The sequence below is a fragment of the Microbulbifer sp. genome, assembly GCF_036563125.1.
In the GTDB taxonomy this organism is placed as follows: Bacteria; Pseudomonadota; Gammaproteobacteria; order Pseudomonadales; family Cellvibrionaceae; genus Microbulbifer.
Genome location: NZ_DATCMV010000073.1, coordinates 1 through 17,125 on the forward strand (window position 1 = coordinate 1; position 17,125 = coordinate 17,125).

Annotated in this window: 16 protein-coding genes; 6 read left to right on the forward strand and 10 right to left on the reverse strand. The window is 59.8% G+C overall.

Going from position 1 to position 17,125, the window contains the following annotated elements:
* Positions 1–257 precede the first annotated feature (257 nt).
* Both VIL80_RS06020 and VIL80_RS06025 read right to left on the reverse strand, forming a co-directional pair.
* Positions 258–911 (reverse strand): replication protein P, encoded by a 654-nt coding sequence (locus VIL80_RS06020; RefSeq protein ID WP_332035240.1) that lies wholly within the window; start codon positions 909–911, stop codon positions 258–260.
* Positions 823–1,965 (reverse strand): DnaT-like ssDNA-binding domain-containing protein, encoded by a 1,143-nt coding sequence (locus tag VIL80_RS06025; RefSeq protein WP_332035241.1) that lies wholly within the window; start codon positions 1,963–1,965, stop codon positions 823–825. The genes VIL80_RS06020 and VIL80_RS06025 overlap by 89 nt, the downstream gene beginning before the upstream one ends.
* Before the next feature lie 391 nt (positions 1,966–2,356).
* On the opposite strand from VIL80_RS06025, the gene VIL80_RS06030 reads away from it, so the two are divergent.
* The 4 genes from VIL80_RS06030 (at position 2,357) to VIL80_RS06045 (ending at position 7,075) form a co-directional block, all read left to right on the forward strand.
* Positions 2,357–4,600, forward strand: coding sequence for a heavy metal translocating P-type ATPase (locus tag VIL80_RS06030; protein ID WP_332035242.1), 2,244 nt, complete (start codon positions 2,357–2,359; stop codon positions 4,598–4,600).
* Positions 4,597–4,959 (forward strand): cupredoxin domain-containing protein, encoded by a 363-nt coding sequence (locus tag VIL80_RS06035; protein ID WP_332035243.1) that lies wholly within the window; start codon positions 4,597–4,599, stop codon positions 4,957–4,959. The genes VIL80_RS06030 and VIL80_RS06035 overlap by 4 nt, the downstream gene beginning before the upstream one ends.
* A 128-nt stretch (positions 4,960–5,087) precedes the next feature.
* Positions 5,088–6,041 (forward strand): alpha/beta fold hydrolase, encoded by a 954-nt coding sequence (locus tag VIL80_RS06040; protein WP_332035244.1) that lies wholly within the window; start codon positions 5,088–5,090, stop codon positions 6,039–6,041.
* Positions 6,038–7,075 carry an alpha/beta hydrolase family protein gene (locus VIL80_RS06045; RefSeq protein ID WP_332035245.1) on the forward strand — a complete coding sequence of 346 codons (1,038 nt, stop codon included), beginning with the start codon at positions 6,038–6,040 and terminating at the stop codon, positions 7,073–7,075. The genes VIL80_RS06040 and VIL80_RS06045 overlap by 4 nt, the downstream gene beginning before the upstream one ends.
* Before the next feature lie 51 nt (positions 7,076–7,126).
* Here VIL80_RS06045 and VIL80_RS06050 read toward each other — a convergent pair whose 3' ends face one another.
* From VIL80_RS06050 to VIL80_RS06080, 7 genes are all read right to left on the reverse strand, one after another.
* Positions 7,127–8,050: a copper resistance protein B gene (locus VIL80_RS06050; protein ID WP_332035246.1), complete on the reverse strand. Its 924-nt coding sequence runs from the start codon at positions 8,048–8,050 to the stop codon at positions 7,127–7,129.
* 10 nt (positions 8,051–8,060) lie between these two features.
* Positions 8,061–9,884 (reverse strand): copper resistance system multicopper oxidase, encoded by a 1,824-nt coding sequence (locus VIL80_RS06055; protein ID WP_332035247.1) that lies wholly within the window; start codon positions 9,882–9,884, stop codon positions 8,061–8,063.
* A gap of 7 nt (positions 9,885–9,891) precedes the next feature.
* The gene (locus VIL80_RS06060) at positions 9,892–10,428 is read right to left on the reverse strand and encodes a DUF411 domain-containing protein (protein ID WP_332035248.1); all 537 of its coding nucleotides are present in this window, start codon (positions 10,426–10,428) and stop codon (positions 9,892–9,894) included.
* Between the two features lie 155 nt (positions 10,429–10,583).
* On the reverse strand, positions 10,584–11,018 hold the full coding sequence (locus VIL80_RS06065; RefSeq protein ID WP_332035249.1) for a hypothetical protein: 435 nt from the start codon (positions 11,016–11,018) through the stop codon (positions 10,584–10,586).
* 101 nt (positions 11,019–11,119) lie between these two features.
* Entirely contained in the window at positions 11,120–12,991 is a 1,872-nt protein-coding gene (gene nqrF / locus VIL80_RS06070) for an NADH:ubiquinone reductase (Na(+)-transporting) subunit F (protein WP_332035250.1), read from the reverse strand.
* Positions 12,988–13,719: a hypothetical protein gene (locus VIL80_RS06075; protein WP_332035251.1), complete on the reverse strand. Its 732-nt coding sequence runs from the start codon at positions 13,717–13,719 to the stop codon at positions 12,988–12,990. Before VIL80_RS06075 ends, nqrF begins: the two co-directional genes overlap by 4 nt.
* A gap of 76 nt (positions 13,720–13,795) precedes the next feature.
* On the reverse strand, positions 13,796–14,521 hold the full coding sequence (locus VIL80_RS06080) for a 4'-phosphopantetheinyl transferase family protein (RefSeq protein WP_332035255.1): 726 nt from the start codon (positions 14,519–14,521) through the stop codon (positions 13,796–13,798).
* Positions 14,522–14,738: 217 nt separating this feature from the next.
* Between VIL80_RS06080 and radA the strand changes: the two genes are divergently transcribed.
* Entirely contained in the window at positions 14,739–16,133 is a 1,395-nt protein-coding gene (gene radA, locus VIL80_RS06085) for a DNA repair protein RadA (RefSeq protein WP_332035252.1), read from the forward strand.
* Positions 16,134–16,168: 35 nt separating this feature from the next.
* Here the strand turns inward: radA and VIL80_RS06090 are convergent, their stop codons facing one another.
* A complete protein-coding gene (locus VIL80_RS06090) occupies positions 16,169–16,549 on the reverse strand; it encodes a DUF6249 domain-containing protein (protein ID WP_332035253.1) in 381 nt (126 codons plus the stop codon).
* A gap of 184 nt (positions 16,550–16,733) precedes the next feature.
* Between VIL80_RS06090 and VIL80_RS06095 the strand changes: the two genes are divergently transcribed.
* The coding region (locus VIL80_RS06095; protein WP_332035254.1) for a TroA family protein at positions 16,734–17,125 on the forward strand (392 nt) is incomplete at its 3' end.

A 17,125-nucleotide genomic window follows, 5' to 3' on the forward strand; every position in this document is an offset into this window, starting at 1 on the left:
CTATCAAAGTTCAACCGTGCGACGAAGTCACGGCCTTCGTTGCAGAAGTCATTGAGTTCACCATTGAGGGCGGCAGCGCCACCATAGCGATGGGAATAAAAATCTGCACTGGCCGCATTGGCCAGTAGAGCGGCGGGTACAACAAGCAGAAGGGAGGGCCTGACCATGGCGTTACCTGCTGTTGGGATTAGATGGGTTATGCCTCTGCGAAACTCCCGTGCAGAGGGCCGATGCAATCGTGCATCGGCATCAAGCTATCATATTTTCAGTTGCGCACGTAATTCCGCCAACTTCTTGGCGTTTTCTGCTTTTGATAGGGGTTGGGCAGGCTGGTGTTCCAGTTGCACCTGCTGCGGTGCGGGTAGGCTCTCTCCCGCCATCAGGCGTTCGCAGATCTTTTTGTAGTGACTTGCAAACACCGGAAATGCAGAAGATTCGGGATTGTTGGCGAGAAAGAACCAGTCTGAGGCGCGGCCAGCATGGTACACGGCCGGATGGCTCCACTTGTGGTTTGCTTTCGGACTCGGGGCGTTACACGCCTCACGATAGGCGGCACGAGGGTCGGGAAGCCCATTATCCCCTTCAGCGCAGAGTTGCAGCATCTTGTGCACAGTCGGCAGGTATTCGCTCTGCTTGATGGCGCGTTTCGCACCGGCCACCATTTCTTCGGGAGAAAAGCCGGTCAGGGATTCCAGCCACAATCGCTTGGCGTGGTTCAGGGTCTGCACATCCGGGAACGCCGCATTGAATTGGTTGTGGTAGCCCAGCTTTAACAGGCCGAAAACCTCATTCAGTGCGCGCTTACGCGCATCCAGTTCCGGGTTACCAGTTTGTGTCTGTGACGATGTCCCAGACTGAAGTGTCTCTTGTGCGCTGGTTACCTGAGTGCCCGGTGTCGTGTTGTTGGCCATGGTGCTGTCCTATTGCAAATTTGTTGCGTTCGGCCCACTGGTAGCGCGCATGGCGCACGAAGACGGCGTCCCAACTTTTGCGCGCGGCGCCCTGTTCGCGCCAGTAGAGGCGGAACTCGGGCACCAGGCCCAAGGCAAATTCGCGGTCGATCTCACATTGATTCAGTAAGTGTCCCAGGCAATCACTGGACGGTTGCCAGCTGCGGGAAATCGGTTTTGCGACGGGATTTTTCTCAATGCCCTGGCAGTAGTAGGCCCACTCTACCCGCGCGTATTCGATAAACAGTTCACCCCAACGTGCGCTGTGGCCACCGCGCTCGAGCCATTTATAAATGAACTCTGGCAATAACTCTGCCGCAAAGCTCGGGTTGATCGCGAGGCGGCGCATCTGCTCCCAGGTGTGCTCACTGGGCTGCCAGTCCCTGGTCATGGGTTCCGGCTTGCGCTTCTCGATAAACGGCGTTTCCTGCTTTTCCCAGTCTTCTATCACCCAGTCGTTGAATTCCAGGTCCCAGGAAACCGATTGCTTACCGCTATTGCGGTGGTACTCGACAAAACGCTGTAGGCAGCGGCGCACAAACGTACTGGGAACACCCTCGTCGGCAAGTTTGTTCAGCGTACCCTGATCCGGGTGCCAGTCTTCAGCGAGAGGCTGTTTACGCCCCTGGGTAGCGCGAAATGCTTCCCACTTGCTTTTGACGAGCTTCAGAAACAGGGAGCCGAACGAATGGCGGCTCTCACCGCGGTCTCGCCAGTAGGTGACGAATTCCGGTAGCTGCTCGCGCACGAAGTGCTCGGGAATACCGAGCTGGCCAATGCGGGCTAGGGTTTCCGGGTCCGGTCGCCAGTTGGGGGCGATAAGGTTCGCGTTGCGGGAAGTGGGCGTGTGGGATGGCCGCTCCCTGTGCTCCGCACCACGGATGGGGAGTGCGAATTTAAGCATGTCGCTACTGCCAAATGGGGCCGCGCCAAGGAGAATCGCACCCTGATTGCGCAGGCTGGTAGCCACCCGCTGGATGTCCTCGGGCTCCCAGAAGGGCAGTAACTGTTTCAATTGGCTACCTTCCACTGAATACCAGTCCCGCCCAGGGTGACTCTCCGGTGCCAAGAATGGAACCAGATCACCCAATGCAGTCAGTAATACCGCCTCCTCCAGGCCGAGCTTTGTGGCCAGAGTAGGGGAAATACTGAGAGGGCGTTCTGGTAACAGGGGATGCATCATGGCGCGATTCTAACACCGACGTACCGGCACTGGCACAACCTCAAGCGGGGACCTGCCAGTCAATGGGGCTGCGCCAGATATTGCGTATCCTGTGGATAGCCTGCCTTCGGGCTAGTACAGAAATGAGTGTACAGACAGCAATTTCGCCCACAAGCGCTTGCATTGCCCCTGTGGGAAGCCATTACATTGTCTGAAAAGCCTCCAGCGAAGGGCCACAACCGGCATGAGCAGACAACAACAGACCTTTACCTTGAGCGGAGCTTCCTGCGCAGGTTGCGTTCGGAAGATTGAGAGTGCGCTGAAGGATGTGGACGGTGTGGACGACGCCCGGGTCAATCTCGCAGAGCGGACCCTCACGGTGACCGGCAGCGTTTCTTCTGCCGCGTGTATTTCCGCGGTCGAGTCCGCGGGTTATGGAGCCAAGCGTGCCGCGGCCAATCCGCGCAAGCAACGAGAGCTACAGCGGGACAAGGATCGACAGCACTTCCGTAAACTGATGTGGCGCTCAGGTTTGGCGCTTGCGCTGGGTATCCCGCTCATGCTGTGGGGGCTGATAACCGGTGAGATGTCCGTACACTCTTCCGCGCAGCAGGTGGCATGGGGATGTGTGGGGTTGATAACACTTGCCGTGATGATGTTTTGCGGGGGGCACTTCTATACCGGTGCCTGGAAAGCGTTCCGCCACCACAATGCCAATATGGATACCCTGATCGCGGTGGGGACGGGAGCTGCGTGGCTGTTCTCGATGGCGGTTGTACTTTTCCCCCAGTGGCTCCCCGAATCTGCCCGGCATGTCTATTTTGAAGCGAGCGCCATGATCATTGGTCTGATCAATCTCGGGCAGGCGCTGGAAGTGCGCGCCCGCGGTCGTACCAGTGCCGCCGTGGAAAAGCTACTGGAATTACAGGATCCCACCGCCAGGGTTGTCCGCAATGGTGAGGAGGTCGATATACCTCTGGAGGAGGTGCAGGTCGGCGATCGACTGCGCGTGCGACCGGGAGAAAAAATTCCGGTGGATGGCCGTGTACTGGAGGGCAACAGCAGCGTGGATGAATCCATGCTTACCGGTGAGCCATTACCGGTTAAAAAAGTTAACGGGGATACCCTCAGTGCCGGTACGCTCAACAAAAACGGCTCTCTCCTGTTTGAAGCAGAAAAGGTTGGTGCCGAAACGCGGCTGGCTCAAATCATCGAGATGGTAAAAAACGCCCAGAGTTCGCGGGTACCCATTGCTCGGCTTGCCGATACCATTTCTGCAATCTTTGTTCCCACCGTCATGATCATAGCGATCATTGCGGCACTGGTCTGGTTCAACTGGGGGCCGGATCCCCGCGCCGCTCACACGTTGGTGGTACTGACTTCGGTGCTGATTATTGCCTGCCCCTGTGCCCTTGGGCTGGCGACGCCAATGTCGGTAATGGTGGGTGTGGGCAAGGGTGCCGAGCACGGGGTTCTGGTGCGCAATGGCAAAGCGCTGCAACAGGCCAGCAACCTGAAAACCCTTGTGGTCGATAAAACGGGAACCCTTACCGAAGGGGCGCCGAAGCTTACGGATATCGAAACTGACGGCGATACTGATGAATTGTTGGCGGTATTGGCGAGCCTGGAGCGCCATTCGGAGCACCCGCTTGCGGAAGCAATTGTGGAGGCAGCCCTCGATAAAAAGCTCGCGCTGCAAGACGTCGAGGAATTCGAGGCGATCACCGCTCACGGGGTGCGCGGCAGGGTAGATGGCAGAAACGTGCTGCTGGGCAACCGGAAACTGATGTCCCGCGAAGGTATCGAGCCGGGAGACTGGCAAACCCGGGCGGAGGACCTTGCTGCGCTGGGCCGTACCGCCATGTACGCTGCGGTCGACAACAAAATAGCGGGAGTGATTGCCGTAGCAGACCCGATTCGCAAGGATGCCAAAGAGGCAGTTGCTCGCTTGAAAAAGCTTGGTCTCAAGATCGAAATGCTGACCGGTGATAACCAGGCCACAGCAGATGCGGTGGCGAAACAGGTTGGAATAGATAGCGTGCATGCCGAGCTGTTGCCGGAAGACAAGGAAAAAATAATCGGCGAGCTGCAGCAGAAAGGCATTCCCGTGGGCATGGCGGGCGATGGCATCAACGATGCGCCGGCACTGGCGCGAGCCGATGTAGGGTTTGCAATAGGCGCCGGTACCGATGTGGCGATTGAAACCGCTGATGTGACCCTGATGCGTTCATCCCTGCACGGTGTTGCGGATGCGATCGAACTTTCCCGGGCCACCCTGCGCAACATCAAACAGAATCTGTTTGGGGCCTTCATTTACAACACACTGGGGATTCCGGTTGCCGCCGGAGTACTGTATCCGCTCACCGGCATGCTGCTGAGTCCGGTTATTGCCGGCGCGGCGATGGCGTTTTCCTCGGTGACCGTCGTGAGCAATGCCAACCGATTGCGCTTTTTCAAACCCTCTTCAACACAGGATGCCCGGTCATGATGAGTGTGTTGGTCAATGTACTTGGTCTGTTGCTGATCCTGGGAATTGCCTGGTGGTTCTGGTTGGCCGGGCGCAAGTCACCGCTGCAGCATTACCAGGAATCTCTGGTGATACTGGTGAAAGATGGCGTCTATGAGCCGGATCGTATTGAAGTGCCGGCAGGGCGAGAGATCATCCTGAATTTCCAGCGGGAAGATGCGAGTCCCTGTGCGGAATACGTGGTGTTTCCTGATCTGAATATCAGCAAACAACTCCCGGTTAATCAAATCACCGAAGTGCAATTGCCCAAACTGGAAAAAGGCGAATACCCGTTTACCTGTCAGATGAAGATGTATCGCGGCCTGCTCGTTGCGGGCTGACTAGCGGCAAAAATTGATAAAAGCCAAATTCTTGTCAACTTAACACTGGAATGCCCCGCCGAATAACGCCAGCTTTTGGGATTGGTGTCGTAAAGCAATCGTTAAATTGGGGGCGCGAAGTGGTCATAGTGGCATTTTTGTGGAAATGGTCCGTTCGTCTACTGATCGCGGTATTGATGTTGCTGCTGCTGTTTGCGCTTTATGGCGGTTACGCGTATCGGGATCACCAGCTGCGCGCTACTGAGTTTTCCCGCGGGGTTTCCTACCTGAATGTCGGGCCGGCGGAAATTGCCTACCGCGCCGATGGTATGGATCACACGGATGGGACACCGGTAATTCTGCTGCACGCGATGTTTTTCCACATGGGTATGTGGGATGACTGGGCGCGCGAGCTGGCTCGCAGCCGGCCAGTCTATCGCTTTGATGTGCCGGGCCACGGTCTGTCGTCTCTGGCGGAGGATGGTGATTACTCCCTGCAGAGCACCATGAACACGCTGCAGGCTTTTATGGATCATCACGGCATCGACAAGGCCATATTGGTTGGCGCGTCCATGGGCGGCGCGACCATGTTCAACTTTGCCGCCAAATATCCGGAGCGGGTCGAAAAACTCGTGCTGGTAAATTCCGGTGGGCTGGAAGGTCACGACAAGGCGAATAGCAGTGGACTGCCGGATGGGGCCTACTGGGTGCTTCGGTATCTGCCGGACTGGTCCCTGAACCACTTTGTCGACTGGCTGACTGCGGACAATCGGGCGAGTGACGCGTTTAAATCCGGGTTTATTCACACGTTCAGAAACCTCGATATCAGACGCGGCATTATCGGTCGTATGCAGGACTTCAAATCCCCCGATACCGAAACGGTGCTGGCGGAAATCCAGGTGCCAACGCTGGTGATGTGGGGAGAGAAAAACCCGCAGCTGCCCGTCGCCCAGGCTGAGCGATTCAAAACACTGCTGGCACACGATGGCAATCCGGTGACACTGCGAATATACCCGGGTGCCGGGCACCTGTTGCCCGTCGAAGGAATGGAGCCTGCAATTCAGGATCTGCTCGCATTTGTTGACCAGGAGAATGCGGAATGAAAACGTTCAAGCGGTTGGCCCTGACAGTGTTCGTTCTGCTCGTCGGCGGCTGGGTGCTCTATCTGTCGGTGTTCAAGCCTGCCCCGGTAGCTTTGCCTGAAGCCAAGTCGATGCCGGCAGACGCGGATATGTCGACCATCTATGGACTCGCCCCCGGACTCCTTGAGGTCGAGGTTATTCCGGAGATGGTACTTCAAACCCGGGACGGACCATTAACCCTGACGGCGTTCTATCCCGATACCGAAGGTGCGTTTCCTCTGGTTTTGTTTTCCCATGGCAATTTTTCCAATCGCCGCGCCTACGACCGCATCATCCGCCACTGGGTCAGCCACGGCTACGTGGTATTGGCTCCCGATCATCTGGACGCCGGCGGCATGCTGAACGGAATCCTGGCGATGACCCGCTACGGCAACGATGGGGTGATGCAGCAGCGTCCCCGCGACCTGATCAACATTCTCGACGGGCTCGATGACCTCGCGGCTCAGTCTTCAGAATTGGATCGGCGTATTGATCGCAGCCGGGTGGCCTCTGCCGGCCACAGTTTCGGCGCGTTTACCGCGCAAATGCTGGGCGGTGCCGACGCTGCAGTACCGGGTACAGACTCGCGGTTGCGGGAGCGCGATACCCGGATACAGGCAGTGGTGGCATTCAGCCCGCCGGGACCCATGTTCGATATGGTGGACGAGCAGAGCTGGCAAAACATGAAGGCCCCCCAGCTGGTAACCACTGGTACCTGGGATGTGGAAGCGCGCTTTTTCCGCGACTGGCGATTGCACGCGATGAGTTACGAGCGCGGTGTGGAAGGGTTGAACAGCCTGCTGGTGACCGAGGGCACCGACCATTATTTCGGTAACTTGATATGTCGCCTGGAGCGAGAGGTGGAGCCTCAGGCGGATGCACTGATGATGGCAAATGCAGTCAGCCTGGCGTTCCTCGATGCACAGATGAAGGGTGACCAGCAGGCCAGCAACTTTTTGGCCTCGGACACACTCGCTACCGTGACCGATGGATTTGCACAGGTATCGCAGCGTTAATTAAACAATATCCTTAGCAGGAGTCCGCCTTGCGGCGGACTCTTGGGGCACTCAGAACCAGGCGTGCAGCCCGATTACCCAGGTGGTTTCGCTGGTGTCTTCGCCTTCCATACGAACGAAATCCGCGGTATTGCCGAATTTCTTCTCGTAATTGACGCCGATATAGGGCGCAAACTGCGGGGTGAATTCGTAGCGCAAGCGCAGGCCGGCCTCGATGTCGGAAAGGCCGGAGCCCGTGTGGGTGTCGGGATCATTCTGACCGTAAAAATTCATCTCGATTTCCGGGCTCAGAATCCACTGCTGGGTGAACAGTAGTTCGTATTCCGCTTCCAGACGAAAGGCACTGTCGCCATCTTCGCCGAGAAACAGGGCGCTATCCACCTCGAAGAAATAGGGGGCGAGGCCGTTGAAGCCGATTGCTGCCCAGTTCTTACTGTCGCCACCTTCCAGCTTGAAATCGTGGCGCACACCCACCTGCAGGTCCCAATAGGGGGCAACGGCACGGCTGTACAGCGCCTGCAGTTCCGAATCGGTGGTCTCACCGTCCTCCCGCTCTACTTCAGTTTTCAGCCACAGTTTATTGAAATCACTGCCAAACCACAGGCTGCCTTCCAGCGCACTGCCGTTGTGCTCGCGGGCCTCCAGCTGATCGATCATGACCTTGGTCAGCAGCACTTCATGGTCCATCACATGATCGGGCTGATTGGGGGCGTTGTGCAGGGTGCCCGACGCGTAGGCACTGCCGTGACCACCGTGGCCCTGGTGCACCTCTTGCGTTGCAGTATTTGCTACTGGCTGATGCTGGCTGTGATCCATGCCGCTCATATCATGGCCGCTGTGATCCATTGGCTCCGAATTTTCCCTTTGCTGCTCGCCATGGTGCTCGCCGTGATGCTCAGCGTGTTCCTGGGCGAGAGCGAGAGGCGCGCTCAATAGGGACACCATTGCGGTACAAAACATAAATTTCGTGTTCATAGTCACTCCCTTAAACCACGCGCACTTCACGGAACATGCCGGGCATGTGATACAGCAGGTGGCAGTGGTAGGCCCAGCGGCCGTAGGCGTCCGCGGTCACCAGATAACTGATGGTGGAGCCGGGCTGTACCAGGATGGTGTGCTTGCGCGGGATATATTCCGGGTCGCCGGTTTCCAATTCACTCCACATTCCGTGCAGGTGAATCGGGTGGGTCATCATGGTGTCGTTGACCAGCGTCACCCGCACGCGCTCGCCGTATTTCAGCATCAGCGGCTCGGCGTTGCTGAACTTGATGCCGTTCATCGACCACATATAACGCTCCATGTTGCCGGTGAGGTGCAACTGGATTTCCCGCTCCGGCTCGCGCCGGTCGATGGTGGGGGTGAGGTTGCGGATATCCGCGTAAGTGAGCACGCGGCGGCCATAGCGGCTCTGGTGATCGCGCAGGCCGATCCCCGGATCGTTCAGGCCGTTCGCCGGCATCTCCGCGCGCATGTCTACGCCCGGGCCATATTCACTGGCGTGATGTTTCACTGGCGCATTGCTGCCAAAGCCGGCGCGCCCCAGCCCTGTGGTGCGTCCCGGCATCTGGTGGCCGGTGTGCTGGCTGTGATCCATGCCACTCATGCCGCCCATGTCGTGGCCGCTGTGATCCATGCCACGCATGCCGCCCATATCGTGGCTGGAGTGGTCCATGCCCATATCGCGGTGGGTCAGTACGGGGGCGTAATCCATCGCCGGGACTTCGGCGCGCAGTTCCGGGTGCGGGGTCAGGGTGCCACGGGCGTAACCGCTGCGGTCGATGGTCTGCGCGAACAGGGTGTAGGCGCGGTCGTCGGCCGGTTCCACCACCACATCGTAGGTTTCGGCCACGCCGATGCGGAATTCATCCACACTTACCGGTTCGATGTTCTGACCGTCGCTGGCCACCACTTTCATCTTCAGCCCCGGGATGCGGATATCGAAGATGGACATGGCCGAACCGTTGATGAAGCGCAGGCGTACTTTCTCACCCCGTTTGAATTGCGCCATCCAGTTAGCGTCCGGCGTCTGGCCATTCATCAGGTAGGTGTAGGTGTAGCCGGTGACATCGGAAATATCGCGGTCCGACATGCGCATTTCGTTCCACATCTCGCGATCGCGCCAGGTCTGGGCGACGCCTTTCTGGCGGATTTCCTGCCACAGGTCACCGGCGGTGCGGCGGCGGCGATTGAAGTAATGCCCCTCTTTCTTGAGCTTGGCGTAGATGTCCTGAGGCGAATCGTCGCTCCAGTCGGTCAGCATCACCACATAGTCGCGATCGTAAGCCACGGGATCCGGTTCGGCCGGGTCGATGACGATGGCGCCGTAATGGCCGATCTGCTCCTGGAAGTCGGAGTGGCTGTGATACCAGTAGGTGCCGCTCTGGTTCAGTTCGAATTGGTAGGTGAAGGTTTCACCGGGGCGGATGCCGTTAAAGCTGAGCCCGGGCACGCCATCCATGTTGCTCGGCAGGATGATCCCGTGCCAGTGGATGGATGTGTCGTGTGCCAGGTGGTTGGTGACATTCAGGGTGACAGTCTGGCCTTCCTTCCAGCGCAATATGGGTGCCGGCACGCTGCCATTGACCGCTACCGCGGTGCGCTCGCGGCCAGTGAAATTCACCGGCAGGTAATTCACATGCAGGTCGAACTGGTTACCCTGCAGGGTCTGCGGTGCCGCATTATTGCGTGGTGCTGCGGCGCTGGCCCCGGCGGGCATGCCGAACAGTGCGGCGCCCGCAGCCATGCCGGTGACGAAACGCCGGCGTGAAAGCGGGGGCAGGGGGAACTGGGGGCCTCTGGATCGGTTCATGGCTACCTCAGTGTTGCTGTTCAAACTGGTCGATGCTGGCGTAGACAGAGTGGCTGCCATCGCTGTGCAGCAGCAAAACCTTGTACGGCGTGAAGCGGTCGCCCACTTCCATTCCCGGACTGCCCAGCGGCATCGCCGGGACTGCCAGGCCGCGCGCATTGGCTGGCGGGTTCTGCAGGAACTGGCGGATTAACTTGGCCGGGACATGTCCCTCGAAAACATAGCCGCTCGGCGACACGCTGGTATGGCAGGACTGGAGCGCCGGGGCAATGCCGTACTTTTCCTTGATCCCATTCAGGTCGTCGACGTCCTGGGCATCGACCTCAAAGCCGTTGCCGCCGGCGTGCTCCACCCACAGTTTGCAGCAGCCGCAGGTTGCACTCTTGTAGGTGGTCAATTCCAGGGGCGCGGCTGCCGCGCTGGTGGTGGTCTTGTCCCGGCCGTTGTCGTTATCTGCCGGGTGATCGTGATCGGCCTTGGCACAGGCGGTCAGGACCAACAGAGCGGCAACCGCAAGGCTGCCGAAAAAGGCATTCCGTTTCATAGTTTTTCTCGATGTCGTGATCTGGTGTTATCGGGTTTACAGCCGGGTCGGGTAAGCGCGGCCGCAGACAGTGGCCGACGACAGAGCCGCTTGGCTCGGTGCTACGGCAGTATTTATGGGGGATTGCGCGCCAGGGCAGGCGCGGGTTGCCCTGGTCAGGCAGACCTGGGCGGTTTGATGGCGGACTCGGGCTCTGCGGATGAGGCGAGGTCGATGTAGCACACGCGGTGTGTGGAACTGGGCAGGATGACACGCGCGGCTTCGGCGCCCGGCAGCACAGTCGCACAGTGGCTCGGGCAACAGGTGCAGGTCTGGCCGCAATCGCCATTGGCTGAGCTGGGTATATCGGCGCAGTGCGTATTGGATTTGTCGTTCAGCGACGATGGCATATCGCCACAGTGACCGTCTGCCATGGGCGCGTCAGCGGAACCATGTTCCCGGTGTGCGCTGTGTGGCAGATCCGCAGGTGCTCCTGCGTGTATATCCTCGGAGATGGGGGTATGCATGTCCGCGCACGGCTGTGCCGCGGCCTGTCCGAAGACAGACAGCAACATCAAAATTGCCATGATCCGTGCGATGACGTTGTGCATCTGGTCCAGTGTTCTCTTTCAATTGGAGCCGAAGATTAGGCCGGCGCAGTTCTCTTGGCAAGTAGACCGTGCCCGGCACCGGGCGGTTCCCGGCGCCGCGGTTAACAACCAAAATCGTCAAACGCGATCTGATCTTCGCGCACCCCGAGCCCGGCGAGCATGGCGATCGACGCGCGCAGCATGGCTGGCGGGCCGCACAGGTAAAACTCGCAATTGCCCAAGTCTGCATGCTGGCGCAGGTAGGTGTCTGCGGCGATATCGCTGATATAGCCGGTCGCACCCTGCCACTGGTCTTCCGCGCGCGGTTCCGACAAGCCGAGCTGCCAGCGGAAATTTTCGTGTGTCCGTGCCAGCGCATCGAAAGCGTCCGCGTAAAACACTTCCCGCAAGTTGCGCGCGCCATACCAGAAATGTATCGGCCGCTGGGTGCGCCGATTGCACAGCTGGTCGACGATCATCGAGCGCAACGGCGCCATACCCGCGCCACCGCCGATGAGCACGATCTCGCGGTCGCTATCCTGCACCCGGAAGCTGCCAAAGGGGCCGCGCAATTGCACTCGATCTCCCGGCTGCAGGTTGAACATATAGCTGGAACCGGCACCAGCAGGCACGGTGTTGTGGCCGGCAGGGGGCGGCTGGATACGTACATTCAGCAGGATGGTTTCTTCCCCGCCGGACGATTGTGACTCTCCCGGCGCATTGGCCATGGAGTAGGAGCGGCGCAGGGGGGCTGCGTGGGTGGCGCCACTGGCCTGGAGCCATGGCTGCCAGTCACCGCGGAAGCACTCATCCACCGGGGTCTCGGCCAGGCGCAATCTGTGCGGGGGCACTTCCACCTGCACGAAGCCCCCGGCGTGGAACGCAAATGGGCGACGGCCGCGGGGGGCCAGCCAGATTTCTTTGATAAACGGGGTTAGGAAACGGGCCTGCAGTACCTCGGCGCTGTAGGTGTCCGCCTGCATCACGCTGTTATCCAGTTTCAGGCGCATGGTGGCAGTTGCGCGCTGCTGGCAGGCGAGGCGCATGCCGGATGCCAGCGCCATTGTGGAGAGCAGCGCCTTTTCGCTGCTGGTGACAGGGGCGTCCGGGGACAGCTGCACCTGGCAAAGGCCACAGCTGCCGCCGCCGCCGCAGTTGGAGGGCAGTGGGATACCGTTGGCGGCGAGCCCATCGAACAGGGTGACGCCACTGGCGAGCGCCAACTCCTGCACAGGCGTCGAAGCGGGGTCGAGCAGGGTGACCGCGACCTTGCTGCGGCGTGCTCGGTATAACAGCGCGACCAGATTGAAGTCGTGACGGGTAAAACTCGTAAACAGCATCGCACTGCCGGACAGGGACAGCAGCAGGGCGCCGATACCGAAGGCCACCACAAACGGATTGTTGAAATCCTGGCGCTCGGTGTAATCCATGATATGCAGCATCCAGAAGATATCGAACAGCCGCCAGGTATCGTTGCGGCGCTCGAGCACGCGACCATCCTCGGCGGAGATATACAGGCTGGTGCCGAAGTCATCCGCAATATCGACCCGCCACAGTGGACCGGGGTGACCGCGGGATTCCATGTTCGACCGCGCCAGGCGCTGCGGCGGGCCGATCAGGTTATCGTCACCGGCATAGTCCCGCGCCGCGATAGCCGCGACCGTGGCGGCATCGATCGCCAGCAGGTTGCCGCTGAGCGCGTCCCGCAATTCCACTCCTGCTGCCGTCTGCACCCGGTACACCGGGCGATCGAACCCCGCCTGCAGGCGGATATCGACAATCGCATCGCCGCTGTAGCGCTTGGCGATCTCACCGTGGGAAACCATGGGCGCGCCCGCGGAAAGCGCAGCCGCCGGGTGGCGTTCCGCCAGGTGGCGACCGCTGACGATGCTGGAATCGAGCAGCGCGAAGGCGAGGCCACTGGCCAGCCACAGCGCCAGCTGCACACCGATCACCAGGCTCAACCACTTGTGCGCGGTCTTGATGAACTTCATTGCGCACCTCCCGCCATCGTAGTGGTGCCGGCAGTTTTGTTCCTGCGGCCAAAGCTGTAGAACAGCAGGATCAGCCCGGCGAGCACGCCGCTCAGGCTGACGATGGTCACGATGAGCAGTAGAGGATTGTGGATATCCTCCCGCTCCTCGTAGTCCATGATGTGCAACATCCACAGGAAGTCGAACGCCCGCCAGTAGTCGTGGCGGCGGGTGGCGAGAGCGCCGGTGTTCGGGTCGATATACAAACTGGTGCCGTAGCGATCGTCAAAATTGACCCGCCACAGGGGCAGGGCACGCGCGCCTATCTCTGACGGTGGATTTTCTGAAACCAGTATTACGGAAGATGCTGGCAGGTTGCCGGCATAATAGTGCTCCGCCAGCGCGCGGGCGCGGTCACCGTCGATGGGCGACACTTCGCGGCCGCTGCGGGCGTCCACCAGGTGCGCGCCGCCTTCGGCCTGGATCACGTAGTAGGGGTTCGCCTGCAGTGCCTTGAGCTGGATGGACGTTATCCCCTGAAAGCGTTTGAGCAGTTCCTGCGTGGGGATGAATTCTTCCCTGTCTGCGGGCAGCGGCTCGCGCAGGTTCTTGACCAGGTGATCGCCGTGGATGAAGTCCAGGTCCATGACCACCATGTAGGTGCCGCTCAGGGTCCACAGCAGGGCCTGGATACCGACAAACAGAAACAGCCACTTGTGGACTTTTCTGGAGAGAGAAACGGGTTTCATTATCTTTCTTGTACCGATCACTGCGCATTGGAAAATCTAAAGCGACTGCAGTGTATTGGCGCAGACCGTGAATGTCTCAAGGCAACCAGTCAAAATCTCTGCGAATACTCTCGGCAGACAGCTCTCCCACGGCCGGGTCGGTGCTGGCCAGGGCCAGATGCAGTTGGGTGGTGTCCGGTTGCGGGTGCATGGCGTAATAGAACTGCCAGGGATCCTGGATATCCTGCAGGCCGACGTCGAATGCCACACCCCGTCCGAGGTGGAATTCGGCTAGATTGATCCGTCCCAGCCCCTCCGAAATCCCGGTGCCCCGCGCCTTGAAGAACGCCTCTTTCATGGTCCACAGGCGGTAGAAGTGCATGGGCATCAGCTCAAACGGCGGTGATTCCAGCAGAGCACACTCCTCGGGGTGGAAGTAGTGGCGGGCAATACGCAGAAAATCCCGCGGTTTGGTGGGTTGTTCGATATCGATACCGATTGGCGCCTCGCAGGACACCGCGAGCGCGAGCCACTGGCCGCTGTGACTGAGGCTGAAGTGCAGTTCCGGAAAATCCGCCAGCAGCGGCTTGCCACTGGGCAGACGGTCAAACCTGAGGTGTTCCGGAGACTGACCGGTGATTTTTGCCAGCACGCTGCGCTGCAGCACCCGGCTCAACAGGAACTGATGCTGGGCCTTGGCACTGCGGTATGTTTCACGGCGTTGGCGTTCTTCCGCGGACAGCAGGGCTGCGAGATGCAGGGCCTCAGGACTGTCTGGTGGAATGGTGTCGCTGCGAAGCAGCCAGACTGCGGGAAGTGTCATCGGCACAAAATAATCATGAGCGTTCAACAATGCTAAATGTTGAAGGCCGGCGTTGCCAGCGGGTGACTGAGTAGATGTCCCCTATCTGATCCGGCCGGGTTTTGGCAGAGGGCCTCACAAGGGTAAACTCTGCCACATCGCAGAATGTCGTCAGCCATTTTTTCTGGAGCTGAGATCGCGACATCCTCTCATTTTGAAGGCCCGGAAGGGGAACGCCTTGTCCAAAAAATCCAAAACTGCCTTTGTCTGCAACGAGTGCGGCGCTGATTACAGCAAGTGGGCCGGGCAGTGCGGTGCCTGTGGCGCCTGGAACAGTCTCAGTGAAGTGCGCCTCGGCCCGGCACACACTGACAGCCGCGCTGCCAACTTCACCGCTGCGCAGTCCGGCTATGCCGGCGCTGCCGGGCAGGGCAAGGTGCAGAAGCTTTCCGAGATCGACCTCAGCGAGCTGCCCCGCATCGCTACCAATGCCAGTGAGCTGGACCGGGTGCTGGGCGGCGGCCTGGTGCCGGGTTCGGTGGTGCTGATCGGCGGCCATCCGGGCGCCGGTAAATCCACCGTGCTGCTGCAGACCCTGTGTCACCTCTCGCAAAGGCTGCCGGCGCTCTATGTGACCGGTGAGGAATCCCTGCAGCAGGTGGCGATGCGCGCCAAGCGCCTGGGCCTGCCGGCGGATCACCTGCAGATGCTGTCGGAGACCAATGTGGAGCAGATCTGCCTCACCGCCGGCGAAGTGAAACCCAGAGTGATGGTGGTGGACTCCATCCAGGTGATGCACATGGCCGAGGTGCAGTCCGCACCCGGTTCGGTGGCGCAGGTGCGCGAGAGCGCCGCCTATCTCACCCGCTTCGCCAAACAGACCGGCACTGCGCTGATCCTGGTGGGCCACGTCACCAAGGACGGCACCCTGGCCGGCCCCAAGGTGCTCGAGCACATCATCGACTGCTCGATCATGCTCGAGGGCACCCACGATTCCCGCTTCCGCACCCTGCGCGCGCACAAGAACCGCTTTGGTGCGGTGAACGAGCTGGGGGTGTTTGCGATGACCGAGCAGGGCCTGAAGGAAGTGGCCAACCCCTCGGCGATTTTCCTGCAGCGCGCCGACGAGATTGCCGCGGGCTCGGTGGTGACGTCGGTTTGGGAGGGCACGCGCCCGCTGCTGGTGGAACTGCAGGCGCTGGTGGATGACAGCAGTCTCGGCAACCCGCGTCGGGTGGCGGTGGGGCTGGACCAGAACCGCCTGAACATGCTGCTGGCGGTCCTGCACCGCCACGGCGGTGTGCTCGTCGGCGACCAGGATGTGTTCATCAACGTGGTGGGCGGCGTGAAGGTGGTGGAAACCAGTGCCGACCTCACCCTGCTGATGGCGGTGGTGTCCAGCTTCCGCAATCGCCCGCTGGCGCGGGACCTGATGATATTCGGCGAGGTGGGACTGGCCGGTGAAATCCGCCCGGTTCCCTCCGGTCAGGAGCGTCTGCGGGAAGCCGCCAAACACGGCTTCCGCAAGGCTATCGTGCCCGCCACCAACCGTCTTAAAAACGATGTGCCGGGTATGGAAGTGGTGGCGGTCAAGACCCTGTCGGAAGCGCTCAGTGCCCTGGACATGAGCTGATCCTTGTCGCTACTTCTCAGGTCCGTGCTCCATGATCAGGCGGGCTGCGGTTTGGAAAAATGGTACATGGCCAAATAGGCGAGACCGATACAGAACGGTATTGCCGCGACCCCAAGCATTGCCAAAAAGGCCTGGTTAGAGGGATCTGGGACAAAGAAACCGAGCGACGCCATGCCTGATGCGGAAGCAATCCAGACGATGCCGCGTCGCATATCCTGTTGCGGGTGGCGCTGGCTGGCTCCGAGCTGCTCAATCAGTTTGGGTGGGAGTTCGACACCCTTGTCCAGTGCCAGGCGCAAGGTTTGCTGTACTTCCAGGTTTCGTTTCGCACGAAAGTTCAACACCATCCACAGCGACATGCCAATAAGCAGGAAAAATCCGAGGGGAATAAGCAGCGCGAGCGTGTCTTCGTTCATTTATGTTCTCCATTCGTGATCATTCACATTCAGTGATTGCTACCGGTATGATGCCTCCGCCAGAGGATTTGGATGCAGCGTCAGTGTAAAAGTTGTGCCCAGTGAGCCCCGTTTGCGCACAGCGGCCGACCTGGTCGGGGGGATTACACGTACAACCAGCAAAGGGAGGGAGGCGCAGCGAATGATGACGATTATGTCCCGCAGCCTGTTGTTGCTTCTCCTTGCGCTTTGCCCCGGGGCGTTTGCCAAGTCGCGGGTGGCGTCGCTGAATTTATGCCTCGACCAGATACTTCTGAGTTGGGTTCCGCCGAAAAACATCGTCTCCGTGACCTGGCTCTCGGGCCAGCCGCTATATCGTCGCGCGCCAGTGCCCGAACACATCTACCTGAACCGCGCCCAGGCAGAAGAGCTGCTGCCACTTAAACCCGACCTGGTACTCACCGGACAGTTTGGCGCGCAGCGCGCTGCTGCGCGCTTGGAACAGCTGGGCTTTAACCTAGTGCGCATTCCCGATGCCTACAGCCTGGAACAATTACAGATCCAGCTGGACGCGCTGGAGCACGCACTGGGTCCGCT